Source organism: Xanthomonas sp. LMG 12459 (assembly GCF_009192905.1).
Taxonomy (GTDB): Bacteria; Pseudomonadota; Gammaproteobacteria; order Xanthomonadales; family Xanthomonadaceae; genus Xanthomonas_A; species Xanthomonas_A sontii.
In genome coordinates, this window is sequence record NZ_NSGT01000067.1 from 19,266 (window position 1) to 44,605 (window position 25,340).

The window sequence follows — 25,340 nt, forward strand, 5'->3', positions numbered from 1 at the left end:
GCCCGGGCAACCTAGCACGGCCGCCGCGCTGCGGCCGAGCGCCGAAGGTCATGCCTGGCACCGCCTGCGTGCCGCGCTCAGGCCGGTTGCAGCGCCTGCTCGGCGGCCAGCGCCGCCGCCACGCTGGGACGCTGCGCGATGCGCACCGCGTACGCCGCCAACGCCGGATGCGCGTCCAGCGACAGGCCGAACCGCGGCAGCCAGCCGAGCACGGTGAACAGATAGGCATCGGCCACACCGAAGCGCTCGCCGAGCAGGTACGGCTGCGTGCGCAGCGCAGCCTCGGCATGGGCATAGCGCTGCAGCAGGCGAGCGGCGACCGCGGTGCGCCGCGCCGGTGCCAGCCCGGCATCGAACAGCGGCACGCTGCCGGCATGCAGTTCGCTGTTGATGAAGGCCAGCCACTCGTACAGGCGGTAGCGCGGCAAAGTGTCTGCGTCCGCCGGTGGCGCCAGCGCCGCCTGTGGGCAGCGGTCGGCCAGGTACAGCAGGATCGCCGGCCCCTCGGTCAGCACCTGGCCGTCCTCCAGTTGCAGCGCGGCCACGTAGCCCTTGGGATTGATCGCGCGGAAGTCCTCGCCATCGGCGGTGCGCTTGCTGTGGTTGTCCACGCGCACCAACCGGAACGGCAGCTGCAGTTCGCGCAACACGATGTGCGGCGCCAGGGAACAGGCGCCAGGGGCGGCATAGAGGAGCATCGGAACGGTCTCGAAGAGGCGCCGGACAGTCGGCGCGCGCAGTGTGTGCGGCACGGCGGCCTGCGGAGAAACAAGAATGTCAGGCCGGGTCAGTAGCGCCGCTAATGGCCTCGTCCAGGAACCGGCGCAGTTGCAGCGCGGCCGGCGCCGCGTGTGCAGCAGCGACCAGGGCGAAGCGGCGCTGCAGCCGCGGCTGCAACGGCAGCACCTGCACGCCGTCGCGCTCGGCCGGCAGCACCGACGTCGGCAGCAGGCTGGCGCCCGCGCCGTCGCGCACCAGCGCCCAGGCGCTGGACCAGTCGCGCACCTGCAGGCGCAGGTCGGCGATCGCCAGCCCGGCGCGTTCGGCCAGGCGCTGCGCATGCAGCCAGCAGCCGCCGGTGGCCAGTACGAACGGCAGCGTCAGCAGTTCCGCCAGGGCGATGTCGCGCGCCTGCGGACGCGCCAGTGCCGGCGGCAGCACCGCCAGCCACTCGTCCATGCCGAACACCATGGCGTCGCGCTCCGGCGCCGGATCCAGCACCACGCCCAGGTCGACCGTCCCGGCCGCCAGCCAGGCCTCGACCTCCTCGTCGCCGCCTTCCAGCCAGACCACACCCGTGTCCGGATGCGCCCGCTCGAACGCGCGCAGGCGTGGCGCCAGCCATGGCCGCGACGAGGCGAAGCCGGCGACCCGCAGCGAGGCCGCACCCGCTGCACGCTCCGCCTTGGCCAGGGCCTGGATCTGCCCCAGCTCGGCCAGCATCGCCCGCGCATGTTCCAGCGCACGCGTCCCGAATGGAGTCGGCCGGATCCGCCCGCGCTCGCGCAGCAGCAGCGCCGTGCCCAGCACGTGCTCCATCTGCGCGATGGCCTGGCTGGCGCCGGACTGGGTGATGCCGCAGCGCGCGGCACCGGCGCTGATGCTGCCGCACTCGACCACGGCGACGTACAGCCGCCAGTGGATCAGATTCATCATGTCGGACTCCCACAACGCGAAACGCCGGGCGGGGCCCGGCGTTCCGTGACGACGCGATCGCAGTTGGCGATCAGCCCAGCAGGTGGGCCACGCCGCTGCGCTCTTCTTCCAGCTCGGCCAGGGTCTTGTCGACGTACTTCTTGCTGAAGTCGTCGATCGGCAGATCCTTGACGATGGTGTAGGCGCCGTTCTCGGTGGTGACCGGGAACCCGAAGATCACGCCTTCCGGGATGCCGTAGGAGCCGTCGGACGGCACGCCCATCGTCACCCACTTGCCGTTGCTGCCCAGCACCCAGTCGCGGACGTGGTCGATGGCGGCGTTGGCGGCCGAGGCGGCCGAGGACAGGCCGCGCGCTTCGATGATCGCCGCGCCGCGCTTGCCCACGGTCGGGATGAAGGTGCCGGCATTCCATTCCTGGTCGTTGATCGCATCGGCGATGGAGGCGCCGTCGGCGGTGGCGAAGCGGTAGTCCGGGTACATGGTCGGGCTGTGGTTGCCCCACACCACCAGCTTCTCGATGCCGCCGACCGGCTTGCCGAGCTTGAGCGAGAGCTGGCTCAGCGCGCGGTTGTGGTCCAGGCGCAGCATCGCGGTGAAGTTCTTCGGGTTCAGGTCCGGCGCCGACTTCATGGCGATGTAGGCGTTGGTGTTGGCCGGGTTGCCGACCACCAGCACCTTGACGTCGCGCTTGGCCACCTTGTTCAGCGCCGCGCCCTGCGCGGTGAAGATCTTGGCGTTCTCCAGCAGCAGGTCCTTGCGCTCCATGCCCGGGCCGCGCGGACGCGCGCCGACCAGCAGGGCGATGTCGGCGTCCTTGAACGCGACTTCGGCGTCGTCGGTGCCGACCATGCCGGCGAGCAGCGGGAACGCGCAGTCTTCCAGCTCCATCATCACGCCCTTCAGCGCGGCCTGGGCCTTCTCCATCGGCAGTTCCAGCAACTGCAGGATCACCGGCTGGTCCTTGCCCAGCATTTCGCCGGAGGCGATGCGGAACAGCAGGGCATAACCGATCTGGCCGGCGGCGCCGGTGACGGCAACACGAACGGGTGCTTTCATGGGGGATTCCTCTGCTAAGAAAGTGGGTGGGGTGGATCAGTAGACGCGATAGCCCAGCGGCTGCAGGTGCAGGTCCAGGGCGGCGGTGTCGTAGCCTTCGACCACGTGCTGGCCGATCACGGTGATCGGCACGCCTTCCAGGCCCAGCGCGGCGGCGGCCTGGCGGCCGGCCTCCTGCTCCACGTCCAGGACCGTGTAGCGGACCTGGGCGCGGGCGAAATCGGCCTGTTGCCGGCGGCAGTAGCCGCACCAGTCGGCGGCGAGCATGACGATGCCGGCCTCGCCGGTCAGCCGCCGCGGGTCGCCCGCGGCCAGTGCGGCCGACGGCGCCGGGTCCGCGCTGCGCCACCAGGCATGCACGCCGCCGCCGATGGCGAGCAGCAGCAGGCACAACACAAGGGGGCGCATCGTCATCGGCGGTCGGGTGCGGCAATCAATCGGGAAAATGGTAGCACGCAGGCTCCGCGCGCCCGGCCGCAGGGCCGGTCGCGCGGACAGCGCCGGATCAGGCGTCGAGGGTGCGGTTCCACTCGGCGACGCGGTCGGCCTTGGCCGCCAGCACCGCGTCGGCGTCGCCTTCGATGGTGATCTTGTTGATCACGTCGCCCTGGGCGACGCTGTCGACCACGTCCAGGCCGTCGAGCACCTTGCCGAACACGGTGTGCTTGCCGTCCAGCCACGGAGTGGCGGTGTGGGTGATGAAGAACTGGCTGCCGTTGGTGCTGGGGCCGGCGTTGGCCATGGACAGCACGCCGCGGTCGTGGCGCACGCCGTTGTTGGTCTCGTCCTCGAAGCGGTAGCCCGGGCCGCCGCGGCCGGAGCCTTCCGGGCAACCGCCCTGGATCATGAAGTCGGCGATCACGCGGTGGAAGTTCAGCCCGTCGTAGAAGCCGCGCTTGGCCAGGTTCACGAAGTTGGCCACGGTCAGCGGGGCCTTGTCGGGATACAGCTCGATCTTGATCGGGCCGCGGGCGGTGTCGAAATGGGCGATCAGGGACATGGGATTCCTTGGAAACGGGGGCGTCATGAGGGGCGCATAGGATACACGTCGCCTCGTTCAGGCTTTGCCCGCGCCCGGCGCCGGCGCCTGAATGCCCCCGCCCGGCCCACCGCCGCCGACCGCCGGCAGGCGTCACGGGATCCGGGTATACTAGGTGGCTTCCTTTCCTTCCTTCTGGCGCCGGCTGGCCCCCTTTCGCATGTCCATCGAAAATCTTCGCAATATCGCCATCGTCGCCCACGTCGACCACGGCAAGACCACCCTCGTCGACTGCCTGCTGAAGCAGTCCGGCACCCTGTCCGAGCGCACGGTGCTGGCCGAGCGCGTGATGGACAGCAACGACCAGGAAAAGGAACGCGGCATCACCATCCTGGCCAAGAACACCGCCATCACCTGGCAGGGCAACCGCATCAACATCGTCGACACCCCAGGACACGCCGACTTCGGCGGCGAGGTGGAGCGCGTGCTGTCGATGGTGGACACCGTGCTGATCCTGGTCGACGCGATGGACGGCCCGATGCCGCAGACCCGCTTCGTGACCCAGAAGGCGTTCGCGATGGGCTTCAAGCCGATCGTGGTGGTCAACAAGATCGACCGCCCCGGCGCGCGCCCGGACTGGGTGATCGACCAGGTGTTCGACCTGTTCGACAAGCTCGGCGCCACCAACGAGCAGCTCGACTTCCCGATCGTCTACACCTCGGCGCTGAACGGCTACGCCTCGCTGGACGACAGCGTGCGCGACGGCGACATGACCCCGCTGTACGAAGCGATCATGCAGCACGCGCCGAAGCCGGACGTGGACCCGGACGGCCCGTTCCAGATGCGCATCAGCCAGTTGGACTACAACAACTTCGTCGGCGTGATCGGCATCGGCCGCATCCAGCGCGGCGTGCTGAAGAAGAACATGCCGGTGGCGGTGATCGACCGCGAAGGCAAGAAGCGCCAGGGCAAGGTGCTGCAGGTACTGGGCTTCCTGGGCCTGGAGCGGATCGAGCAGGACAGCGCGCAGGCCGGCGACATCGTCGCCATCTCCGGCATCCAGGAGCTGACCATCTCCGACACCGTGTGCGCGCTGGAAGCCCCCGAGGCGCTGCCGCCGCTGACCGTGGACGAGCCGACCATCTCGATGACCTTCCAGGTCAACAACTCGCCGTTCGCCGGCAACAAGGACCTGTCCGGCGGCAAGTTCCTGACCAGCCGCCAGCTCAAGGACCGGCTGGAGCGCGAGACCGTGCACAACGTGGCGCTGAAGGTGCAGCAGCTGGAAGACGCCGACAAGTTCCTGGTCTCCGGCCGCGGCGAACTGCACCTGTCGGTGCTGATCGAGAACATGCGCCGCGAGGGCTTCGAACTGGCCGTGTCGCGCCCGGAAGTGATCATCAAGGAGATCGACGGGCAGTTGATGGAGCCGGTCGAGCAGCTGGTGGTGGACATCGAGGAGCAGCACCAGGGCGGCGTGATGGAGAAGCTGGGCATCCGCAAGGGCCAGCTGAAGAACATGGAGCCGGACGGCAAGGGCCGCGTGCGCCTGGACTACATGATCCCGGCGCGTGGCCTGATCGGCTTCCAGAACGAGTTCCGCACCCTGACCCAGGGCTCGGGCCTGCTGTTCCACGTGTTCGACCACTACGGCCCGAAGGAGCAGGGCGCCATCGCCAAGCGCCAGAACGGCGTGATGATCGCCAATGCGCCGGGCGCCACCCCCGCCTACGCGCTGGGCCCGCTGGAAGAGCGCGGCCGCCTGTTTGCCGCCGAAGGCGACAACGTGTATGAAGGGCAGCTGGTCGGCATCCACTCCAAGGACAACGACCTGACCGTCAACGCGATCAAGACCAAGCCGCTGACCAACATGCGTGCCTCGGGCAAGGACGATGCGATCAAGCTGACTCCGGCGATCAAGTACACGCTGGAGCAGGCGCTGGACTTCATCGAGGACGACGAACTGGTCGAAGTCACCCCGAAGGAGATCCGCTTGCGCAAGAAGCACCTGACCGAAAACGAGCGCAAGCGCGCCGGTCGCGCGGGCTAAGGGATAGCGCACGCCCATGGCCGCCGACAAGGCGTACAACCCGGATCCGCACGCGCATCCGGGTCTGCACCTGATCGCACTGCTGGAGGCCGGCAAGGGCCTGCTCGCGGTGCTGGCGGCCACGGGGCTGGAACTGATGGGTCCGGCCCCGCTGCGCGCGGGGGTGGACAAGCTGATCGTGCGTTTCAGCCTGGACCCGGACCACGGCGCCCTGCCCTCGCTGCTGACCATGATCAACCCCGGCGCGGTGCACCTGGCCGCCGCCGGCATGCTCGCCTACGGCGTGCTGCACATCATCGAGGCCTGGGGCCTGTGGCGCGCCAAGGCCTGGGCCTCGCTGCTAGGCTGCATCTCCGCGGCGATCTACCTGCCCTTCGACGTCTACGCGATCGTGCGCCACCCCGGCTGGGCGTCGTGGGCGGTGCTGGCGATCAATCTCGCCGTGGTCGGCATCCTCGCCCGCGACCTGGTGCGGCGGCGGCGGCATCCTCCTGCAGCCTAGCCGCACCCCGCGCCGCGGCGGTGCCGGCTTTCTTCAAGCGATATGCGCCTGCCAGTCACCGGTGGGCGCATTCGCGTTCCTGGCATTCGGCGGGCACCGCTGGTGGTCGCGCAAATCCCATCCCACGCCGCATGATCATGCGGCAAGACCGCTCAGCGATCAGCGGGACGCACGTGCCTCGCCCGCTGTCGCATTCACTGCCGGCGCCCCATCCTCGGCACCGGGCGAACGCATCGCCTCCGAATCGCTGGCGCGCACCGGCGGGTGCGACAGCCGCACCGGCTCCGGCGCCACTTCCGCGCGCAGCAGCGGCAACGCGTAGGCATGCTCGCGCACCAGGAAATCCAGCATGCGTTCGCGCACGATGCAGCGCAGGTCGAAGGCGTCGCCGGAGTTGCGCGCACTGACCAGCAGGCGCACCTGGATCGTGCGCTCGCTGGTGTCGGTCACCTGGGTCACGCAGACCCGCCCGTCCCACAGCGGCTCGCTCTTGCAGATCCGCTCCAGCTCGGCGCGCACTTGTGCGATCGGCGTGCGGTAGTCCAGCCACAGGAACGCGGTGCCGAGCAGGTCGGCGCTGTTGCGCGTCCAGTTCTGGAACGGGTTCTCGATGAACCAGGTCAGCGGCACCACCATGCGCCGCTCGTCCCAGATCCGCACCACCACGTAGGAACTGCCGATCTCCTCGATGCGGCCCCACTCGCCTTCGACGATGACCACGTCGTCGAGTCGGATCGGCTGGGTCAGCGCGATCTGCAGGCCGGCGATCAGATTGCCGAACACCGGCTTGGCGGCGATACCGGCGACCAGGCCGATGATGCCGGCCGAGGCCAGCAAGGTGGTGCCGATCTGCCGCACCGCAGGGAAGGTCAGCAGCACGATCGAGGTGCCCACCAGGATGATCGTGCCCATCGCCACCCGCGCCAGCACCCGGGTCTGGGTCTGCACGCGGCGTGCGGTGAGGTTGTCCGCCACCTCGATCGGATGGCTGCGCAGGATCGCCGTTTCCAGCGCCGCCACGCCGCGCACCAGCAGCCAGGTCACGCAGCCGATCATGCCGATGTGCAGCAGGTGCTGCAGGTCGGTCAGCGCCTTCTCGTCCAGCGGCGTGGATTCGAGCGCGAAGCTGAGCATCAGCATCGGCAGCAGGAAGGCGACCGGCACGCTGATCACGCGCACGATGCGCGCACGCCGGTAGTCGCGGCCGCGCATGCGCTGGGCGATCCGCAACAGCAGCCACCAGGCCAGAAAACCGAGAATCAGCGCGGCGCCGATCGGCAGCGTATAGGCACGCCAGGGCACCCAATGAAGATCGAGGGTCAAGATGCGCTCCTTTGTCGGGGGGAGGAGTCGCGACAGTCTGGCAGTGGAGGGATTAGCGCGATGTCGAGCACGCGCGGCGGCGCCGGGCGACGGCAGCCGCATGGCATACAGGCGCGCGTGCAAGCGCTTCCGAAAAGCGGCGCATGCCGCTGGCGACGCGAAGCCGATGCGCGGTATCGCATGCAGCGATGCTGCAGCCCTCGGGCCACGGCACGATAATGCGCCGCACGTGCGGCAGCGGCACGCGCCGCGGACTACACCAACCGACTACGCCAGCGGCGTGGCGACGTTGCGCCCGTTCTGCTTGCGCACGATCGCCATCGCGATCTCCAGCGACTGCTCGTAGTTCAGGCGCGGGTCGACGCTGGAACGGTAGGCCCGCTCCAGGTCGCGCTCGGTGAGTTCGCGCGCGCCGCCGGTGCACTCGGTGACGTCCTCGCCGGTCAGTTCCAGATGCACGCCGCCCAGGCGGGTGCCGGCCGCGGCGTGGATGTCGAACGACTGCTCCACCTCGCCCAGGACGTTCTGGTAGCGCCGGGTCTTGTAGCCGTTGCTGGTGCTTTCGGTGTTGCCGTGCATCGCATCGCACACCCACAGCACGCGGCGGCCGTCGCGCTTCACCGCGTCCAGCAGCGGCGGCAGCTTCTCGGCGATCTGCGCCGCGCCCATGCGGTGGATGAAGGTCAGCCGGCCCGGCTCGTCTTCCGGATTGAGCACGTCGATCAGGCGCAGCAACTGGTCCGGCTGCGCCGACGGCCCGACCTTGATCGCGATCGGATTGCGGATACCACGGAAGTACTCCACATGCGCGCCGTCCAGCGCCGCGGTGCGCATGCCGATCCACGGATAGTGCGTGCTGAGGTTGAACCAGCCCCACTGCCGCGGGACCTCGCGGGTCAGCGCTTCCTCGTAGGGCAGCAGCAAGGCCTCGTGCGAGGTGTAGAAATCGACGCGATTGAGGTTGTACAGCTGCGCGCCGGACAGGGTCTCCATGAAGCGCACCGCATCGCCGATCGAGGCCACCATCTTCTGGTAGTCCTCGGCCAGCGGCGAGCAGCCGACCCAGCTCAGGTTCCAGTACTCGGGATGGTGCAGATCCGCGAAGCCGCCGTCGATCAGCGCGCGCACGAAGTTCATGGTCATCGCCGAACGCGAGTGCGCGGTGATCATGCGCCGCGGGTCCGGCACCCGCGCCTGCGCGGTGAACTCCGGGCCATTGACCACGTCGCCGCGGTAGCTGGGCAGGGTCACGCCCTCGCGGGTCTCGGTATCGGCCGAGCGCGGCTTGGCGTACTGCCCGGCGTAGCGACCGACCCGCACCACCGGCAGGCGCAGGCCGTGCACCAGCACCAGGCTCATCTGCAGCAGCACCTTGAGCCGGTTGGAGATGGTGCCGGATTCGCAATCGCTGAAGTTCTCCGCGCAATCGCCGCCCTGCAGCAGGAAGCGCTTGCCTTCCTGCGCCTCGGCCAGCTGCTTCTTCAGCGCGAAGATCTCCCAGGAGGTCACCAGCGGCGGCAACTGCCGCAGTTCCGTCAGCGCGGTCTCCAGCGCCTGCGGGTCCGGATACACCGGCATCTGCAGCGCCGGCCTGTCACGCCAACTGGCAGGTGACCAGGACGACGAGGCGGATGCGGACACGGCGGCGGCGGACAGATTCATGAAAGGACTCCTTGGCAGTGTGCGATGTTCGCAGAGCCGGGGCGCGCCGCATAGCGCCGCACGCCGGTCACGCTGGCAGCGCCAGGACATGAACGGCAAGCAACATCGCGATGCCACCATGACTTCCGGCCTACGCCGGCGTTTTTGCGAAAGCACACTGTTATTAAGTAACAATTCCTTTCCATTCGGTCCACCTCGCCATGACACGTCGCCCCCTCTCCTCCGCCATCGCCCTGATCCTCCTGGTCGCCCCCGGCCTCGCCCTCGCTGCGGATACCGCCGCCGACAGCAGCGCTGCCGCCGAGCCGACCGTCGATCTCGATCCGGTCACCGTCACCGCCAAGCTGGAAGCCGCGCGCAACGCGCTGTCGCCGGACATCGGCAGCAGCCAGTACGCGATCAGCGCCGAGGACATCGCGCGCCTGCCGCTGGGCGCTTCCACCCCGCTCAACCAGGTGCTGCTGCAGGCACCGGGCGTGGTCCAGGATTCCTATGGCGGCATCCATGTGCGCGGCGACCACGCCAACCTGCAGTACCGCATCAACGGCGTGATGATCCCCGAATCCATCTCCGGCTTCGGCCAGACCCTGGATCCGCGCACGATCAAGAACATCCGCCTGCTCGACGGCGCGCTGCCGGCGCAGTTCGGCGACCGCACCGCGGCGGTGGTCGACATCACCACCAAGAACGGCGTGGAACTGGGCAACGGCGGCAGCGTCGGCATCACCGGCGGCTCCTACGGCACGCTCAACCCCAACGCCTCGTGGTGGGGCAGCGACGGCCGCTTCAGCTGGTTCGCCAGCGGCAACTACCTGCAGAACCGCATCGGCATGGAGAACCCGACCGACAGCGACAACCCGATCCACGACAAGACCCACCAGGGCAAGGGCTTCGCCGACCTCAGCTATCTGCTGAACGAGAACACCCGGCTCAGTCTGCTGGTCGGCTACGCCAACAACCGCTTCCAGATCCCCAACAACCCGGGGCAGACGCCGGCCTTCACCTACCAGGGCACCAGTACCTTCGATTCGGCGCAGCTCGACGAGAACCAGCGCGAGAACACCCGCTTCGGCACCCTGGTGCTGCAGGGCGCACTCGGCGACACCAGCTACCAGCTGTCGGCCGGCCAGCGCTACAGCAGCGTCGCCTTCTCCCCGGACATCGCCGGCGACCTGATCTTCAACGGCATCGCCTCGCAGGTGCAGCGCGCCAACCGTGCCAGCACCCTGCAGGCCGACTTCTCCACGCCGTGGGGCAGCACCCACACCTTGCGCTACGGCGTGTACGGCAACTTCGAACACGCCAACGCCAGCAACAACGCCTATGTGTTCCCGGCCAACGACGACGGCAGCCAGAGCAGCGACGTGCCGCTGTTCATTCCCGACAGCAGCCGCTTCCACGCCAGCACCTACGCGGTCTACCTGCAGGACGAGTGGCAGCCGAGCGACGCCTGGACCATCAACTACGGCGTGCGTGGCGACCGCTACAAGGCCTTCGGCACCACCGAGGGCCAGCTCAGCCCGCGCCTGGGCGTGGTCTGGCACGCCAGCGACAGCACCACCCTGCACGCCGGCTATGCGCGCTACTTCACCCCGCCGGCCACCGAGCTGATCTCCACCAGCGACATCGCCCTGTACGACGGCACCACCAACCAGCAGTCGGCGGCGGGTGGCCCGACCAAGCCGCTGAGCGAGCGCAGCGACTACTACGACCTGGGCATCTCGCAGATGGTCGGCGACCACCTGACCCTGGGCCTGGACACCTACTACCGCAAGGCCGATCGCCTGCAGGACGAAGGCCAGTTCGGCGCCGCCTACGTCTACTCCACCTTCAACTACCGCTACGGCCGCATCCGCGGCGCCGAGTTCAGCGCCGACTACAGCAACGGCCCGATCAACGCCTACTTCAACGCGGCCTACAGCAAGGCCATGGGCAAGCGGGTGATGACCAGCCTGTACAACTTCGACCCGGACGCGCTGGCCTACGCCTACGACCACTGGATCCACCTGGACCACGACCAGAAGCTGACCTCCTCCGGCGGCATCAACTACGCCCTGGCCGACGACAGCCGCATCGGCGCCGACTACCTGTTCGGCAGCGGCCTGCGCACCGACGCCGACGGCGTGCCCAATGGCGGCGAGCTGCCGGCGTACTTCCAGCTCAACCTCAGCGCCGGCCACGACTTCGCCCTGGCCAGCAGCCACCCGCTGCACGCACAGCTGGCCGTGCTCAACGTGCTCGACCGCCACTACCAGTTGCGCGACGGCGGCGGCATCGGTGTGTTCGCGCCGCAGTGGGCGCCGCGCCGCGGCGTCTACCTGAGCCTGCAGCAGGACTTCTGAGCAAGTCCCTGACGGCGGCCTGCGGCATGTCGCGCGACGTGCCGCAGGCCACCACACGATGGATGACGGCGGTTGTGGCGGAGTGATGCAAACGCAACGGTGGCCAGGAAGCCGCTACCGATCGGTCGAGGGGCCGCCGCCAATCGCCGGGTAAGATGCATCCGGACCACCCGACCAAGGCACGTCCAGCAGGACAGCGAAGCCGCGCGCCGCGTCGTGGCCGTGGGATCGCCAGCGGAGGCAGCGCCACACGGCACGCCGATCGCACACGAACCGCCACGACGCGTTGCCACGCCCGTCCAGGCAGGTTTCGCACATGCGCCAGCACCTGTTCGCCGCCTTCGCGGCCACCCTTCTCGCCTGCGTTGCGCCATTGCCGGTGCATGCCAAGCGCGTTACGGACTTCCGGATGCCGGTGGTCTTAGAAGGCGTCGGCTACGATCTCGCCGCGCGCGTGTATCGCCCCACGGGCCACGGTCCGTTCCCGCTGATCGTCATCCACCACGGCACGCCCGCGGACAAGCGCAAGCTCGCCGACACCCGCCTCGGCTTCGCCCGCGCCGCGCGCTGGTTCGCCGCCCGTGGCTACATGGTGGTGCTGGCGCTGCGGCCTGGCTACGGCAGTTCCAGCGGCAGCTACCTGGAAGGCGCAGGCAACTGCCACGACGTCGATTTCGTCGTCGCCGGGCGCAGGATCGCGGCGGCCGAGGCGGCGATCGTCGACGCCGCCGCTCGCCTTCCCGACGTGGACCCGCAGCGCATCGTCGTGGTCGGCCAGTCCGCCGGCGGCCTCGGCGCGGTGGCGCTGGCCGATGCGCCGCCACCCGGCGTGCGTGGCGTGATCAGCTTCGCCGGCGGGCGCGGCAGCAACGGCAAGGAGGTCATCTGCGCCGGCGAGGACCGCCTGGTCGAGGCGGAGAAAACCCTGGGCGCGGCGAATATGCTGCCACAGCTATGGCTGTACGCCGAGAACGATCACTTCTTCCGGCGCGACCTGGCGCACCGCATGTACGCCGCCTACCGCGCGGGCTCGACCCCGCCGGTGACCTTCGTCGACCTGCCGCCGTTCGGCGACGATGGCCACAAGACCTTCGCCCAGGCCGACCCGTCGGTCTGGGCCAGGCCGGTGGCGGCATTCCTCGTTCAGGTGGTTCCGCAGGCCGACGGAGCGCGGGCGCCGGCCAGCGCGTCGCGCTGACCGACAGACCGGCACTGCACAAACACCGGGGGCGCCGAACGGACAGGATGGGCAACGTCGGTGCGCGTCAGCGGCATACGTCAGCGCTGCCCGCGACGGCCGCAGCAGCGCCCGGCGGGTTGACGACGGTCGCCATCAGACCAGGCGACCGACGCGCAGCCGCAAGACGGTCAGATCAGCGTGCGCTTGCGGCTCTTGAACCCGGCATACAGCGCGAACACCGCCAGCAACACGAAGCAGATCAGGCACCACATCGGCATCGACAGGCCGAGGAAGCGCCAGTCGATGTTGCCGCAGTCGCCGGTGCCGGTCAGCACACGGCGCAGCACCTCGAACGGCCCCATGGTCTCGCGCAGGAAGCTCAGCGGCGGGCCGCAGGACGCCATCGGGTCCGGGAACAGCTGCACCGAGACATGCTTGGTGGAGATGCCGGCGCCCACGAGCGCGGCCAGGAACGCCAGGACGCCATAGATCTTGCGCCCGCCGGCGCTGCGCGGCCCGTGCAGGGCACCGAGCAGGAACAGCACGCCCAGCGCGGCGAACGCGATGCGCTGGAAGATGCACAGCGGGCACGGCTCGATGCCCAGCTGCAGCTGCACGAAGATCGCATAGCCCAGCAGGCCGGCACAGATCAGAAAGCCGAGCAGGAACTGCGCGCGGAAACCCCAACGTAACGGATTCATCGGACTCGAACTCGCATCGACGATCCACGCATTATCCGCGATCGTGCGCTCCATCACCATGTGTCATGGCGCTGTCGGCCGCCCCAGCCCGCGCCGCGACCGCGCTCTCCCCATCCCCAATCCCGACTCCGCGATCCCCCAAAAAACAAAAAGCCCGGACATGCCGGGCTTCTTGCTGCTGCAGATGCGAACCGATTACTCGGCCACTTCCTCGGCCACGGCCGGGCGATCGACCAGCTCGACGTACGCCATCGGCGCGTTGTCGCCGGCGCGGAAGCCGCACTTGAGGATGCGCAGGTAGCCACCCGGGCGCGCCTGGTAGCGCGGGCCCAGCGTGGTGAACAGGGTGCCCACCGCTTCCTTGTCGCGCAGGCGAGCGAACGCCAGGCGGCGGTTGGCGACGTTGTCGACCTTGGCCAGGGTGATCAGCGGCTCGGCGACGCGGCGCAGTTCCTTGGCCTTCGGCAGGGTGGTCTTGATCAGCTCGTGCTTGATCAGCGACGCCGCCATGTTCTTGAACATCGCTTCGCGGTGGGCGCTGGTGCGGCTGAACTTGCGGCCGGATTTCTGGTGACGCATGGGTTGGGATTCCTATGGAAGAGTGTGACTGTTGGAGATCGCTGTCGCCGTCCTGGCGTTGAAAGTGGACTGCGGATGGTCCGTGCCGGCCGTCCCTGACCGGGCGACGCCGCGGGCTTGGCGACCCGTCGACGTGGTGATGCGGATGAAGCGGATGAAGCGAACGACACGCGGCCGATGCCTTGCGGCACCGGCCGGATGCGTAAAACTCAGCCGAGCATGCCGTGCTGGGCGACGCCGGCCGGCGGCCAGTTCTCCAGCTTCATGCCGAGCGACAGGCCACGCTGGGCCAGCACTTCCTTGATCTCGGTGAGCGACTTCTTGCCCAGGTTCGGGGTCTTGAGCAGCTCGACTTCGGTCTTCTGGATCAGATCGCCGATGTAGTAGATGCTCTCGGCCTTCAGGCAGTTGGCCGAACGCACGGTCAGTTCCAGATCGTCGATCGGACGCAGCAGCACCGGATCCACGCCGTTGCTGGCCGGCTTGGCCGCGCCACGGTCGCGATGGGTGAAGTCGCCGAACACCGACAGCTGGTCGCTGAGGATGTCGGCGGCGGTGCGCACGGCTTCCTCGGCATCGATCGTGCCGTTGGTTTCGATGTCCAGGACCAGCTTGTCCAGGTCGGTACGCTGCTCGACGCGGGCCGACTCGACCGCGTAGGCGACGCGGCGCACCGGCGAGAACGAGGCGTCCAGGACCAGGCGACCGATGGTGCGGGTCTCTTCGTCCGGACGGCGGCGCGCTGCGGCCGGCTGATAGCCAAAGCCACGCTCGATCTTCAGACGCATGTTGATCGCCGTGTCCTTGGTCAGGTGGCAGATCACGTGGTCGTTGTTGAGGATCTCGACGTTGTGGTCGGTCTTGATGTCGGCGGCAGTGACCGTGCCCGGACCCTGCTTGGACAACGACAGCGTGGCGCTGTCACCGGTATGCATGCGGATGGCCACGTCCTTGAGGTTCAGCAGGACTTCCAGCACGTCCTCCTGCAGCCCTTCGACCGTGGTGTACTCGTGCAGCACGCCGTCGATCTCGACTTCGGTGATCGCGAAGCCGGGAATCGAGGACAGCAGCACGCGACGCAGGGCGTTGCCCAGCGTATGCCCATACCCGCGCTCCAAGGGCTCGATCACGACCTTGGCGCGGTTGTCGGTAAGGCGTTCGATCTGCGGCCCACGCGGGCGCAGAACCTGGTTGGCGGTAACCGTCATGTTGCGGGTTCTCCTGACGAGCCTCCGTGGACCGGAGGCTCTCCGATGTGATTACTTCGAATACAACTCGACGATCAGCGCTTCGTTGATGTCGGCAGGCAGGTCCGCACGGTCCGGCACGGCCTTGAAGATGCCGCTGAACTTCTTCGAATCGACCTCGACCCACGACGGGTTCAGGTCGTGCGTTTCGGCAACGGTCAGCGCTTCCTGCACGCGAAGCTGCTTCTGCGCCTTTTCCGACAGGGCGATCGCGTCGCCGGCCTTGACCTGGTACGAGGCCAGGTTCACCGACTTGCCGTTCACCAGCACGCCACGGTGCGACACCAGCTGGCGCGCGGCCGGACGGGTGACGGCGAAGCCCATGCGGTAGACGACGTTGTCCAGGCGGGTTTCCAGCAGCTGCAGCAGGTTCTCGCCGGTGTTGCCCTTCTTGGTCGAGGCCTTCTTGTAGTAGTTGCGGAACTGACGCTCCAGCAGGCCGTAGATACGCTTGACCTTCTGCTTTTCGCGCAGCTGGGTGGCGTAGTCGGACAGCTTGCCCTTGCGGGCGGTCGCGCCGTGCTGGCCGGGCTTCTGCTCCAGCTTGCACTTGGAGTCCAGCGCACGCGCCGGGCTCTTGAGGGAAAGATCGGCGCCTTCGCGGCGCGCGAGCTTACAGGTAGGACCGATATAACGAGCCATTTCTTATCGCTCCTTTAGACGCGACGCTTCTTCGGCGGACGGCACCCGTTGTGCGGGATCGGCGTCACGTCGATGATGTTGGTGATCTTGTATCCGACGTTGTTCAACGAACGGACGGCGGACTCGCGACCCGGACCCGGGCCCTTGATGCGCACTTCCAGCGACTTCACGCCGTAGTCGAGCGCAGCGCGCCCGGCCTTCTCGGCGGCCACCTGCGCCGCGAACGGCGTGGACTTGCGCGAACCGCGGAAACCGGCGCCACCGGAGGTCGCCCAGGACAACGCATTGCCCTGACGGTCGGTGATGGTCACGATGGTGTTGTTGAACGAAGCGTGGACGTGGGCGACGCCGTCGGTGACGACGCGCTTGATCTTCTTCTTGGTCTTTGCTGCTGCGGGCTTAGCCATGTCGGTCCCTTACTTCTTGATCGCCTTGCGCGGACCCTTGCGGGTGCGGGCGTTGGTACGGGTGCGCTGACCGCGCAGGGGCAGGCCACGACGGTGACGCAGGCCGCGGTAGCAGCCCAGGTCCATCAGTCGCTTGATGGCGATGCCGATTTCGCGACGCAGGTCGCCTTCGACGATGTACTTGCCGACTTCGAGACGCAGGCGCTCGATTTCCGGCTCGGACAGGTCGCGGATCTTGGTGGTCGAGGTCACGCCTGCGGCTTCGCAGACCTTCTTCGAACGGGTACGGCCGATGCCGTAGATGCTTTGCAACCCGACCCAGACGTGCTTCTGGGCTGGCAGGTTTACGCCTGCAATACGCGCCATGACGCGGTTCTCCAACTGAGTGATGGCCCGACGGCGCACCACGGCGCCATCCGGCAGGATGGATCAAAAAGTGAACTTGTAAGTCTAGCAAGGTCTCGGGTTACATGGAAGCCCGCGGAACCGCAAGGTTCCGCAAGCCCGGCATGGGGAGTGTGCCCATGCTCCGGCGCCGGACGTCGTTGGCGAGGCGATGTATCCACCTTGCCGCCCGCGCTACTCCAGCGCAGGACCACCACGTCTCACCCGCGCACGAGACCGCTGCACGGGCCGCCCTTCAAGTCGGAAGACTGCGCCCGGGAGCCGGGGGCGTCTTCGCGGAAGGATTCAAACAGTATAGCAATCAACCGCGGGCAAAACCGCCGCCGCGCGAGCCACCCTTGAGGTTGGCCTTCTTCAACAGGCTCTCGTACTGGTGCGACATCAGGTGCGCCTGGATCTGCGCGATGAAGTCCATCACCACCACGACCGCGATCAGCAGCGAGGTGCCACCGAAGTGGAACGAGGTGCCGAGCTGGGCACGCATCACTTCCGGCAGCAGGCACACGATCACCAGGTACACCGAGCCGGCCGCGGTCAGGCGGGTCAGCACGCCGTCGACATAGTCGGCGGTGGCCTTGCCCGGACGGATGCCTGGAATCAGCGCGCCGGACTTCTTCAGGTTGTCCGCGGTTTCCTGCGAGTTGAACACCAGCGCGGTATAGAAGAACGCGAAGCCGATGATCAGCGCGGCGAACACGATCATGTGCACCGGCTCGCCCGGGCCCAGCGCGTTGGCGATGCGCTGCAGCCACATACCGAACGTGCTGTTGGAAGCGGCCTGGCCCGACCACATCGACAGCGTCGCCGGGAAGGCGAGGATGCTCGAGGCGAAGATCGGCGGAATCACGCCGGCCATGTTGAGCTTCAGCGGCAGGAACGAGGTCTGGTTCATGTACGCGTTGCGACCGCCCTGGCGGCGCGCGTAGTTCACCGTGATCCGCCGCTGCCCGCGCTCGACGAACACCACGAACAGGGTGAAGGCGAGGATGGTCAGGACGATCAGCAACAGCGAGATGAAGCTCATGTTGCCGTCGCGGTAGGCTTCCACGGTCTGGATCGCCGCCGCCGGCAGGCCGGCGACGATGCCGGCGAAGATGATCAGCGAGACGCCGTTGCCGATGCCGCGCTCGGTCACCTGCTCGCCGACCCACATCAGGAAGATGGTGCCGGCGGTCAACGCGATCACTGCGGTGAGCACGAAGCCCATGCCGGGGGCGTAGACGACCGGCGCGCCGCCCGGTGCAGTCTGGTTCTGTAGCGCCAGGGCGATACTGCCGCCCTGCACCACCGCCAGCAGCACCGCGCCGATGCGCGAATACTGGGTGATCTTGCGCCGGCCCGACTCGCCTTCCTTCTGCATCGCCTTCAGCGACGGAAAGATGTGCGTGGCCAGCTGGATCACGATCGACGCCGAGATGTACGGCATCACGTTCAGCGCGAAGATGCTGAAACGGTGCAGGGCGCCGCCCGAGAACATGTTGAACATGTCCACGATGCCGCCGCCCTGCGCCTGCATCAGCGCAAGCATGGCTTCGGGATTGACGCCCGGCACCGGCACGTAGCAGCCGATGCGATAGACGATCAATGCGCCGAGAACGAACAACAGGCGCTGGCGAAGTTCCGTGAACTTGCCGAGCCCGCCGCCGAGGTTACCCATGCCAGCCTGCGCCATCTGCGTGTTACTCCTGCACGCTGCCGCCGGCAGCTTCGATTGCCGCCTTGGCACCGGCGGTCGCCGCAACGCCCTTCAGCACGAACTTCTTGGTCAGTTCGCCCTTCAGGACCACCTTGGCCTTCTTCGCGGTGCTCGGGACCAGCTTCGCAGCGCGCAGCGCAGCGAAATCGATCTCGCCGGCCGGCAGGTTGTCGAGCTGGTAGGACAGCACTTCGGCGGTGTCCTTGGCCATCTTCGAACGGAAGCCGATCTTCGGCAGACGGCGCTGCATGGGGGTCTGGCCGCCTTCGAAGCCGGCCTTGATCTTGCCGCCGCCCTTGCGCGCGAACGAACCCTTGTGGCCGCGGCCGGCGGTCTTGCCCAGGCCGGAACCGATGCCGCGACCGACGCGGGTGCGCTCGGTACGCGCGCCCGGTGCGGGCTTCAGATCATTCAGATGCAAAGTCATGGTCGATTACTCCTCAACCTGGACGAGGTACTGAACCTTGTTGATCAGGCCGCGCACTTGCGGGCTGTCCTTCAGTTCGCGCACATCGTTGAGCTTGTTCAGGCCCAGGGCACGCACCGACAGGCGGTGACGCGACTGGGTACCACGCAGGCCGCGCACCAGGCGCACCTTGACGGTCTTGGTGGATTCATTAGCCATGGGTCAGATCCTCCACCTTCTTGCCGCGCTTGGCCGCGATGCGGGCCGGCGACTGCATGTCTTCCAGGCCGCGCAGGGTGGCGCGCACCAGGTTGATCGGGTTGCGCGAACCGACGGCCTTGGCCAGCACGTTCTTCACGCCCACCGCTTCCAGCACGGCGCGCATCGCACCGCCGGCGATCACGCCGGTACCTTCCGATGCCGGCATCATGAACACGCGCGCCGCGCCGTGGCCGGACTTCACCGGGTGCCACAGGGTGCCGTTGTTCAGATCGATGTTGAGCATGCCCTTGCGCGCATACTCCATCGACTTCTGGATCGCGACCGGCACTTCGCGCGCCTTGCCGTAACCGAAGCCGATCTTGCCGTTGCCGTCGCCGACCACGGTCAGCGCGGTGAAGGTGAACTGGCGACCGCCCTTGACCGTCTTGCTGACGCGGTTGACCGCGACCAGCTTCTCGATCATGCCGTCGTCGACTTTCTCTTCGCGGTTGCGGTCGCGATCACGACCCCGCGGTGCACGCTGTTCTTCAGCCATTGTGATGTCCTTGATAGAGGAAAAGATTTACGGCTTCGTTGCCGCTTGTGGTTGTGGTCTGGAGCCGTGTTCCCCGGACGCGCGCAGAAGGCGCGCCAAGGTCCGATGCAGCCCGCATCGGCGGGACGGACGCGGCATCGCCGCGCCCGCAAGGATCAGAACTGCAGGCCGCCTTCGCGCGCGGCGTCGGCCAGCGCCTTGATGCGGCCGTGGTAGCGGTAGCCCGAGCGGTCGAAGGCGACCTTCTCGACGCCCGCGGCCTTGGCGCGCTCGGCGATCAGCTTGCCCACCTTGGCGGCGGCGTCGCTGTTCTTGCCGTTCTTCAGGCCCTCCTTGACGTCGGCCTGCAGGGTGTTCGCCGCGGCGAGGACCTTGGAACCGTCGGCGGTGAAGACCTGCGCGTACAGGTGCTGGCCGGTGCGCAGCACCGACAGGCGGGCGACGCCGAGCTCGCGGATGTGGGCGCGGGTCGACTTGGCGCGACGCAGGCGGGCGATGTTCTTGTTGATGCTCATGGTATGTGTCCTAGGAAAGCTGAAGGGGAACAGGCTTTTGCAGTGGAGAGTCCGGCCATGGATGGCCGGGCTCCTCGCAGAAGGACCTGCCTTAGGCCTTCTTGGCTTCCTTGCGAATGATGGCTTCACCGGCGTACTTCACACCCTTGCCCTTGTAGGGCTCCGGCGGACGGAAACCGCGGATCTTGGCGGCGACTTCGCCGACGCGCTGCTTGTCGGCGCCCTGCACCAGGATCTCTGTCTGGGTCGGAGCGGCCAGGGTGATGCCTTCCGGCGCGCTGAACACGATCGGGTGCGAGAAACCGAGCGCCAGGCTCAGGTCCTTGCCCTGCATCGTGGCACGGTAGCCGACGCCCACCAGCTCGAGCTTGCGCTCGAAGCCCGCGGACACGCCCTGCACCATGTTCGCCAGGATGGCGCGAACGGTGCCGGTGATGGCGATGTGCGACGGATCGTTCGCCGACAGCGTGGCGACACCGTTTTCCTGCTTGATTTCGACGCCGGCCGGCTTCGGCAGCGACAGGGTGCCCTTCGGGCCCTTGACGCTGACCTGATCGGCCTGGACGGTGAGTTCGACGCCCTTCGGGAGGGAGATCGGCTTCTTGGCTACGCGGGACATGTGAGTGCTCCTTCCCTTAGGCCACGAAGCACAGGACTTCGCCACCGACGCCGGCCTGACGGGCCTGCGCATCGGTCATGATGCCCTTGGACGTGGAAATGATGGCAACGCCCAGACCGCCGAGAACCTTCGGCAGCTCGGTCTTGCCGCGATACTGGCGCAGACCCGAACGCGAAACGCGCTTGAGCGTATCGATGACCGGACGGCCCTCGAAATACTTCAGCACGATTTCCAGTTCGGACTTGTTGTTCTCGATCGCGTTGACGCGCAGATCGCTGATATAGCCTTCGGCCTTCAGCACTTCGGCGATCGCAACCTTGATCTTGGAGGACGGCATCTTCACCGTCGGCTTGCCAACCGCGGCCGCATTCTTGATGCGGACCAGCAGGTCGGCGATGGGATCAGTCATGCTCATGGTGTCTACCTTTGAGTGCACCGATATCCGCTTTCGCGAAAATCTTGTGTGGTGGAGCGGTGGAATGACGCAGGGGGTGAAGCGCGCAACCGCCGGAGGAACCCGCGGCGGCTGCCATACCCGTCCCTGCCGCGAGGCAAGGAGCGGGAGTATACGACAAAAAGTCCGACTTGCGTCGGACTCGTTGTCTGAACGACACGCGGGCGGCTAGACCACCCTGCCCGGCCCCGCGAACGGGACCGGCGCCGCTGGCATTACCAGCTGGCCTTGCGCAGGCCCGGAACGTCGCCGTTCATGGTCGCCTTGCGCAGCATGTTGCGGCCCAGGCCGAACTTGCCGTACACGCCACGCGGACGGCCGGACAGTTCGCAACGGGTGCGCTGGCGGCTCGGCGACGAATCGCGCGGCAGCTTCTGCAGCTTGGTCACGGCCTCGGCCTTCTCGTCGTACGAGGCGGTGCCGGAGGCGATGATCTTCTTCAGCGCATCACGCTTGTCGGCGAACTTCTTCGCCAGCTTCTTGCGCTTGATGTCGCGGTTGACCATGGAGGTCTTTGCCATCTGTAAATCCTCGGGATTCGAGAGTGGGGATTGGAGATTTCCAGAACCCGGGATGTGACGGGCGCAACGCCCTTCCATCCCGAATCCCGAATCCCGAATCCCGTCTGTCAATCAGTTACGGAACGGGAACTTGAACGCTTCGAGCAGCGCCTTGGCTTCGGCGTCGGTCTTGGCGGTGGTGGTGATGGCGATATCCATACCGCGGATCGCGTCGACGGCGTCGAAGTCGATTTCCGGGAAGATGATCTGCTCCTTCACGCCCATGTTGAAGTTGCCGCGGCCGTCGAACGAACGACCCGAGACACCACGGAAGTCGCGCACGCGCGGCAGCGAGATGTTGATCAGGCGGTCCAGGAACTCGTACATCTTGGCGCGACGCAGCGTGGTCTTGCAGCCGATCGGCCAACCATCGCGGATCTTGAACGACGCCACCGAGATGCGCGACTTGGTCACCACCGGCTTCTGGCCGGAGACCTTGGCCATGTCGGCGACGGCGTTTTCCAGGATCTTCTTGTTCGTCGCGGCTTCGCCCACGCCCATGTTCAGCGTGACCTTGACCAGCTTCGGCACTTCCATCGGATTGGTGTAACCGAACTTCTTCATCAGAGCCGGTACCACTTCTTCCTTGTAGATCTTTTCGAGACGGGAAGTCATTGTGTCATTCCTCAGGCGTCGAGCGCCTCACCGCTGGAGCGGAACACACGCAGTTTGCGTCCATCCTCCAGCACCTTGAAGCCAACGCGGTCGCCCTTGCCCGTGGCCGGGTTGAGGATCGCAACGTTGGAAATATGGATCGACGCTTCGCGCTCGACCACGCCGCCGGCGACGCCCGCCTGCGGGTTCGGCTTGGTGTGGCGCTTGACGATGTTCGCGTTGGAGACGACCACGCGGTCGCCGTCGACGCGGACGACTTCGCCCTGCTTGCCCTTGTCCTTGCCGGTGGTGACGACGACCTGGTCGCCCTTCTTGATACGGTTAGCCATGTGTATGTCCTCCGCTCACAGCACTTCGGGAGCGAGCGAGACGATCTTCATGAACTTCTCGGACCGCAGCTCGCGGGTCACAGGCCCGAAGATGCGCGTGCCGATCGGCTCCTGCTTGTTGTTGAGCAACACCGCGGCGTTGCCGTCGAAGCGGATCAACGAACCGTCCGGACGACGCACACCCTTGCGGGTACGCACGACGACGGCGTCGTAGACTTCGCCCTTCTTGACCTTGCCGCGCGGGATCGCGTCCTTGACGGTGACCTTGATGATGTCGCCAATGTGCGCGTAGCGGCGCTTGGAGCCGCCGAGCACCTTGATGCACATCACTTCCTTGGCACCGGAATTGTCGGCGACGTCGAGGTAGCTCTGCATCTGGATCATGATTCAGATCTCCCTTATTCGGCCGCGCGGGTGACGATTTCCACCACCCGCCAGTTCTTGGTCTTGGACATCGGCGCAATCTCGGTCACGCGCACGACATCGCCTTCGTTGCAGGCGTTGTCGGCGTCGTGGGCGTGGAGCTTGGTCGAGCGCTTGATGTACTTGCCGTACAGCGCATGCTTGACCTGACGCTCCACCAGCACGGTGACGGTCTTGTCCATCTTGTTGCTGACCACACGGCCTTCGACCGTGCGCAGCGTCTTGCTTTCGTTATTGTCGCTCATCGCGGCCATCCTTACTTCGTGCTGCCGAGCAGGTGCTTGACGCGAGCGATCTCGCGGCGCACCCGGCGGGTTTCGTGAGTCTTCGGCAGCTGCCCGGTGACCTGCTGCATGCGCAGGGCGAACTGCTCCTTGCGCAGATCGGTCAGGTGGGCCTTCAGATCGTCGGCCGACTTCTCGCGGAGTTGTTTGATGTCCATCAGCGTACCGTCCGGGTCACGAAGGTGGTGGTCACCGAAAGCTTGGCAGCGGCCAGGCGGAACGCCTCGCGCGCGACATCTTCGCCGACGCCTTCGATTTCATAGATCATGCGACCGGGCTGGATCTGCGCGACCCAGTACTCGACGTTACCCTTACCGGAGCCCATTCGCACTTCGATCGGCTTCTTGGTGATCGGCTTGTCCGGGAACACGCGGATCCACATCTTGCCGCCGCGCTTGACGTAGCGGCTGATCGAGCGGCGCGCCGCCTCGATCTGGCGCGCGGTCAGCTGACCGTGCGCCGTGGCCTTCAGCCCGTACTCGCCGAAGCTGACGGCGTTTCCGCTCCACGCCAGGCCGTCGTTACGACCCTTGTGCATCTTGCGGTATTTGGTTCGCTTGGGTTGCAACATTGCCGTTACCTCGCTTCACGGGCCGGACGCGACGGACGGTCGCCACGGTCGCCGCGATCGTTACGATCGTTGCGCGGGGAATCGTCCTGCTTTTCCTGGCCAACCTGGGAGAAATCGAAGATCTCGCCCTTGTAGATCCAGACCTTGATGCCGATGATGCCGTAGGTCGTCTTGGCTTCGGCGAAGCCGTAGTCGATGTCGGCACGCAGCGTGTGCAGCGGCACGCGGCCCTCGCGGTACCACTCGGAACGGGCGATTTCCGCACCGTTCAGACGGCCGGCGACGTTGACCTTGATGCCCAGGGCACCCAGGCGCATCGCGTTGCCGACCGAGCGCTTCATCGCGCGGCGGAACATGATGCGACGCTCCAGCTGCTGCGCGATCGACTCGGCGACCAGTTGCGCATCCAGCTCCGGCTTGCGCACTTCGGTGACGTTGATGTGGGCGGGGACGCCCATCATCTCGCTCACTTCCTTGCGCAGCTTCTCGATGTCCTCACCGCGCTTGCCGATCACCACGCCCGGGCGGGCGGTGTGGATCGTCACGCGCGCGGTCTTGGCCGGACGCTCGATCAGGATCTTGCTGATGCCCGCCTGCGCCAGCTTCTTGCGCAGCATTTCGCGGACCTTGAGGTCGGCTGCCAGGTAACCGGCGAACTCGGCCTTGTTGGCGTACCACTTGGAATTCCAGTCCTTGGCGATACCCAGGCGGATTCCGATCGGATGAACTTTATGACCCATCGTCTTTTCCTTTCCGCTTACTTGGCGGCGCCCACAACCACAGTGATGTGGCTGGTGCGCTTGAGGATGCGGGTACCGCGGCCTTTCGCCCGCGCCATGAAACGCTTCAGGGTCGGACCTTCATCAACCATGATGGTCTTGACCTTCAGCTCGTCGACATCCGCGCCTTGGTTGTTCTCGGCATTGGCGATCGCCGACTCCACCACCTTCTTGATCAGGTGGGCAGCCTTCTTGTCCGAGAACTTCAGCAGGTTGACCGCCCGCTCGGCGGAAAGACCACGGACCTGGTCGGCGACCAGGCGGGCCTTCTGCGGGGAGATGCGCGCGGTGCGCAGGATTGCTTTCGCTTCCATCGTCATCTCTCCTTACCGGCCCGACTTCTTGTCGCCACCGTGACCCTTGAAGGTCCGGGTGACGGCAAATTCGCCGAGCTTGTGGCCGACCATGTTCTCGTTGACCAGCACCGGAACGTGGTTCTTGCCGTTATGCACGGCGATGGTGAAACCCACCATCTCCGGCAGGATCATCGAACGACGCGACCAGGTCTTGATCGGACGCTTGCTACCGGCCGCGGCCTCCACCTTCTTGACGAGGTGGTGATCGACGAACGGGCCCTTCTTGAGTGAACGTGCCATGGTC

34 protein-coding genes are annotated in these 25,340 nt (G+C 66.8%); 4 read left to right on the forward strand and 30 right to left on the reverse strand.

Annotated features, from left to right (window positions below; all coding sequences use genetic code 11):
• Nucleotides 1–77 precede the first annotated feature (77 nt).
• The 5 genes from gstA to CEK65_RS14895 all read right to left on the reverse strand — a co-directional run bounded on the left by gstA (nt 78) and on the right by CEK65_RS14895 (nt 3,713).
• Entirely contained in the window at nt 78–698 is a 621-nt protein-coding gene (gene gstA, locus CEK65_RS14875) for a glutathione transferase GstA (protein WP_152182216.1), read from the reverse strand.
• Between the two features lie 79 nt (nt 699–777).
• The gene (locus tag CEK65_RS14880) at nt 778–1,656 is read right to left on the reverse strand and encodes a LysR family transcriptional regulator (RefSeq protein ID WP_152182217.1); all 879 of its coding nucleotides are present in this window, start codon (nt 1,654–1,656) and stop codon (nt 778–780) included.
• A 70-nt stretch (nt 1,657–1,726) separates the two neighbouring features.
• Complete coding sequence (locus tag CEK65_RS14885) at nt 1,727–2,713, reverse strand: malate dehydrogenase (RefSeq protein WP_152182218.1); 987 nt, start codon at nt 2,711–2,713, stop codon at nt 1,727–1,729.
• A gap of 36 nt (nt 2,714–2,749) precedes the next feature.
• On the reverse strand, nt 2,750–3,127 hold the full coding sequence (locus CEK65_RS14890) for an NrdH-redoxin (RefSeq protein ID WP_082028765.1): 378 nt from the start codon (nt 3,125–3,127) through the stop codon (nt 2,750–2,752).
• A 91-nt stretch (nt 3,128–3,218) separates the two neighbouring features.
• On the reverse strand, nt 3,219–3,713 hold the full coding sequence (locus CEK65_RS14895) for a peptidylprolyl isomerase (protein ID WP_152182219.1): 495 nt from the start codon (nt 3,711–3,713) through the stop codon (nt 3,219–3,221).
• A gap of 199 nt (nt 3,714–3,912) precedes the next feature.
• Between CEK65_RS14895 and typA the strand changes: the two genes are divergently transcribed.
• Complete coding sequence (gene typA, locus CEK65_RS14900) at nt 3,913–5,742, forward strand: translational GTPase TypA (RefSeq protein ID WP_010340464.1); 1,830 nt, start codon at nt 3,913–3,915, stop codon at nt 5,740–5,742.
• A 16-nt stretch (nt 5,743–5,758) separates the two neighbouring features.
• A complete protein-coding gene (locus tag CEK65_RS14905) occupies nt 5,759–6,244 on the forward strand; it encodes a DUF2127 domain-containing protein (RefSeq protein WP_017913015.1) in 486 nt (161 codons plus the stop codon).
• 159 nt (nt 6,245–6,403) lie between these two features.
• Here the strand turns inward: CEK65_RS14905 and CEK65_RS14910 are convergent, their stop codons facing one another.
• Both CEK65_RS14910 and CEK65_RS14915 read right to left on the reverse strand, forming a co-directional pair.
• A complete protein-coding gene (locus tag CEK65_RS14910) occupies nt 6,404–7,567 on the reverse strand; it encodes a mechanosensitive ion channel domain-containing protein (RefSeq protein WP_026143871.1) in 1,164 nt (387 codons plus the stop codon).
• Nucleotides 7,568–7,834: 267 nt separating this feature from the next.
• Nucleotides 7,835–9,229 carry a 3-deoxy-7-phosphoheptulonate synthase class II gene (locus CEK65_RS14915; RefSeq protein ID WP_152182220.1) on the reverse strand — a complete coding sequence of 465 codons (1,395 nt, stop codon included), beginning with the start codon at nt 9,227–9,229 and terminating at the stop codon, nt 7,835–7,837.
• A gap of 200 nt (nt 9,230–9,429) precedes the next feature.
• Here CEK65_RS14915 and CEK65_RS14920 point away from each other — a divergent pair, with 200 nt between their 5' ends.
• Complete coding sequence (locus CEK65_RS14920; protein ID WP_152182221.1) at nt 9,430–11,571, forward strand: TonB-dependent receptor; 2,142 nt, start codon at nt 9,430–9,432, stop codon at nt 11,569–11,571.
• Between the two features lie 316 nt (nt 11,572–11,887).
• Nucleotides 11,888–12,769, forward strand: a complete 882-nt coding sequence (locus CEK65_RS14925; RefSeq protein WP_152182222.1) for a CocE/NonD family hydrolase — start codon at nt 11,888–11,890, stop codon at nt 12,767–12,769.
• A 170-nt stretch (nt 12,770–12,939) separates the two neighbouring features.
• Here CEK65_RS14925 and CEK65_RS14930 read toward each other — a convergent pair whose 3' ends face one another.
• The 23 genes from CEK65_RS14930 to rpsS form a co-directional block, all read right to left on the reverse strand.
• Nucleotides 12,940–13,452 carry a disulfide bond formation protein B gene (locus CEK65_RS14930; protein ID WP_043095224.1) on the reverse strand — a complete coding sequence of 171 codons (513 nt, stop codon included), beginning with the start codon at nt 13,450–13,452 and terminating at the stop codon, nt 12,940–12,942.
• A 195-nt stretch (nt 13,453–13,647) separates the two neighbouring features.
• Nucleotides 13,648–14,031: a 50S ribosomal protein L17 gene (gene rplQ / locus CEK65_RS14935; protein WP_010340456.1), complete on the reverse strand. Its 384-nt coding sequence runs from the start codon at nt 14,029–14,031 to the stop codon at nt 13,648–13,650.
• A 209-nt stretch (nt 14,032–14,240) separates the two neighbouring features.
• Complete coding sequence (gene rpoA, locus CEK65_RS14940; protein ID WP_010340455.1) at nt 14,241–15,239, reverse strand: DNA-directed RNA polymerase subunit alpha; 999 nt, start codon at nt 15,237–15,239, stop codon at nt 14,241–14,243.
• Nucleotides 15,240–15,290: 51 nt separating this feature from the next.
• Nucleotides 15,291–15,920, reverse strand: a complete 630-nt coding sequence (gene rpsD, locus CEK65_RS14945; protein ID WP_010340454.1) for a 30S ribosomal protein S4 — start codon at nt 15,918–15,920, stop codon at nt 15,291–15,293.
• A 14-nt stretch (nt 15,921–15,934) separates the two neighbouring features.
• Nucleotides 15,935–16,327 (reverse strand): 30S ribosomal protein S11, encoded by a 393-nt coding sequence (gene rpsK / locus CEK65_RS14950; protein ID WP_003470632.1) that lies wholly within the window; start codon nt 16,325–16,327, stop codon nt 15,935–15,937.
• Nucleotides 16,328–16,336: 9 nt separating this feature from the next.
• On the reverse strand, nt 16,337–16,693 hold the full coding sequence (rpsM, locus tag CEK65_RS14955; RefSeq protein WP_010340453.1) for a 30S ribosomal protein S13: 357 nt from the start codon (nt 16,691–16,693) through the stop codon (nt 16,337–16,339).
• Nucleotides 16,694–17,033: 340 nt separating this feature from the next.
• Complete coding sequence (secY, locus tag CEK65_RS14960; protein ID WP_026143874.1) at nt 17,034–18,404, reverse strand: preprotein translocase subunit SecY; 1,371 nt, start codon at nt 18,402–18,404, stop codon at nt 17,034–17,036.
• 7 nt (nt 18,405–18,411) lie between these two features.
• Nucleotides 18,412–18,855 carry a 50S ribosomal protein L15 gene (gene rplO, locus CEK65_RS14965; protein ID WP_010340451.1) on the reverse strand — a complete coding sequence of 148 codons (444 nt, stop codon included), beginning with the start codon at nt 18,853–18,855 and terminating at the stop codon, nt 18,412–18,414.
• Between the two features lie 6 nt (nt 18,856–18,861).
• A complete protein-coding gene (rpmD, locus tag CEK65_RS14970) occupies nt 18,862–19,053 on the reverse strand; it encodes a 50S ribosomal protein L30 (protein WP_010340450.1) in 192 nt (63 codons plus the stop codon).
• Nucleotides 19,046–19,591 carry a 30S ribosomal protein S5 gene (rpsE, locus tag CEK65_RS14975; RefSeq protein ID WP_010340449.1) on the reverse strand — a complete coding sequence of 182 codons (546 nt, stop codon included), beginning with the start codon at nt 19,589–19,591 and terminating at the stop codon, nt 19,046–19,048. Before rpsE ends, rpmD begins: the two co-directional genes overlap by 8 nt.
• 155 nt (nt 19,592–19,746) lie before the next feature.
• On the reverse strand, nt 19,747–20,106 hold the full coding sequence (rplR, locus tag CEK65_RS14980) for a 50S ribosomal protein L18 (RefSeq protein ID WP_043093028.1): 360 nt from the start codon (nt 20,104–20,106) through the stop codon (nt 19,747–19,749).
• Between the two features lie 91 nt (nt 20,107–20,197).
• The gene (rplF, locus tag CEK65_RS14985; protein ID WP_017908703.1) at nt 20,198–20,725 is read right to left on the reverse strand and encodes a 50S ribosomal protein L6; all 528 of its coding nucleotides are present in this window, start codon (nt 20,723–20,725) and stop codon (nt 20,198–20,200) included.
• A 16-nt stretch (nt 20,726–20,741) separates the two neighbouring features.
• A complete protein-coding gene (gene rpsH, locus CEK65_RS14990; RefSeq protein ID WP_010340446.1) occupies nt 20,742–21,140 on the reverse strand; it encodes a 30S ribosomal protein S8 in 399 nt (132 codons plus the stop codon).
• Nucleotides 21,141–21,394: 254 nt separating this feature from the next.
• Nucleotides 21,395–21,700 (reverse strand): 30S ribosomal protein S14, encoded by a 306-nt coding sequence (gene rpsN / locus CEK65_RS15000; RefSeq protein WP_010341607.1) that lies wholly within the window; start codon nt 21,698–21,700, stop codon nt 21,395–21,397.
• A 111-nt stretch (nt 21,701–21,811) separates the two neighbouring features.
• On the reverse strand, nt 21,812–22,354 hold the full coding sequence (rplE, locus tag CEK65_RS15005) for a 50S ribosomal protein L5 (protein WP_010341606.1): 543 nt from the start codon (nt 22,352–22,354) through the stop codon (nt 21,812–21,814).
• An 11-nt stretch (nt 22,355–22,365) separates the two neighbouring features.
• Nucleotides 22,366–22,683 carry a 50S ribosomal protein L24 gene (gene rplX / locus CEK65_RS15010; RefSeq protein ID WP_010341604.1) on the reverse strand — a complete coding sequence of 106 codons (318 nt, stop codon included), beginning with the start codon at nt 22,681–22,683 and terminating at the stop codon, nt 22,366–22,368.
• A 15-nt stretch (nt 22,684–22,698) separates the two neighbouring features.
• Entirely contained in the window at nt 22,699–23,067 is a 369-nt protein-coding gene (gene rplN, locus CEK65_RS15015; RefSeq protein ID WP_003486699.1) for a 50S ribosomal protein L14, read from the reverse strand.
• Between the two features lie 14 nt (nt 23,068–23,081).
• Complete coding sequence (rpsQ, locus tag CEK65_RS15020; RefSeq protein ID WP_010341599.1) at nt 23,082–23,351, reverse strand: 30S ribosomal protein S17; 270 nt, start codon at nt 23,349–23,351, stop codon at nt 23,082–23,084.
• A gap of 11 nt (nt 23,352–23,362) precedes the next feature.
• On the reverse strand, nt 23,363–23,548 hold the full coding sequence (gene rpmC / locus CEK65_RS15025; protein ID WP_010341597.1) for a 50S ribosomal protein L29: 186 nt from the start codon (nt 23,546–23,548) through the stop codon (nt 23,363–23,365).
• Nucleotides 23,548–23,961 carry a 50S ribosomal protein L16 gene (gene rplP / locus CEK65_RS15030; RefSeq protein ID WP_003470657.1) on the reverse strand — a complete coding sequence of 138 codons (414 nt, stop codon included), beginning with the start codon at nt 23,959–23,961 and terminating at the stop codon, nt 23,548–23,550. Before rplP ends, rpmC begins: the two co-directional genes overlap by 1 nt.
• A 5-nt stretch (nt 23,962–23,966) precedes the next feature.
• Nucleotides 23,967–24,701, reverse strand: a complete 735-nt coding sequence (gene rpsC, locus CEK65_RS15035) for a 30S ribosomal protein S3 (protein ID WP_010341595.1) — start codon at nt 24,699–24,701, stop codon at nt 23,967–23,969.
• A gap of 17 nt (nt 24,702–24,718) precedes the next feature.
• Nucleotides 24,719–25,054, reverse strand: a complete 336-nt coding sequence (rplV, locus tag CEK65_RS15040) for a 50S ribosomal protein L22 (protein WP_003470663.1) — start codon at nt 25,052–25,054, stop codon at nt 24,719–24,721.
• A 12-nt stretch (nt 25,055–25,066) separates the two neighbouring features.
• Nucleotides 25,067–25,336 (reverse strand): 30S ribosomal protein S19, encoded by a 270-nt coding sequence (rpsS, locus tag CEK65_RS15045; RefSeq protein WP_010341594.1) that lies wholly within the window; start codon nt 25,334–25,336, stop codon nt 25,067–25,069.
• Nucleotides 25,337–25,340: the final 4 nt, after the last annotated feature.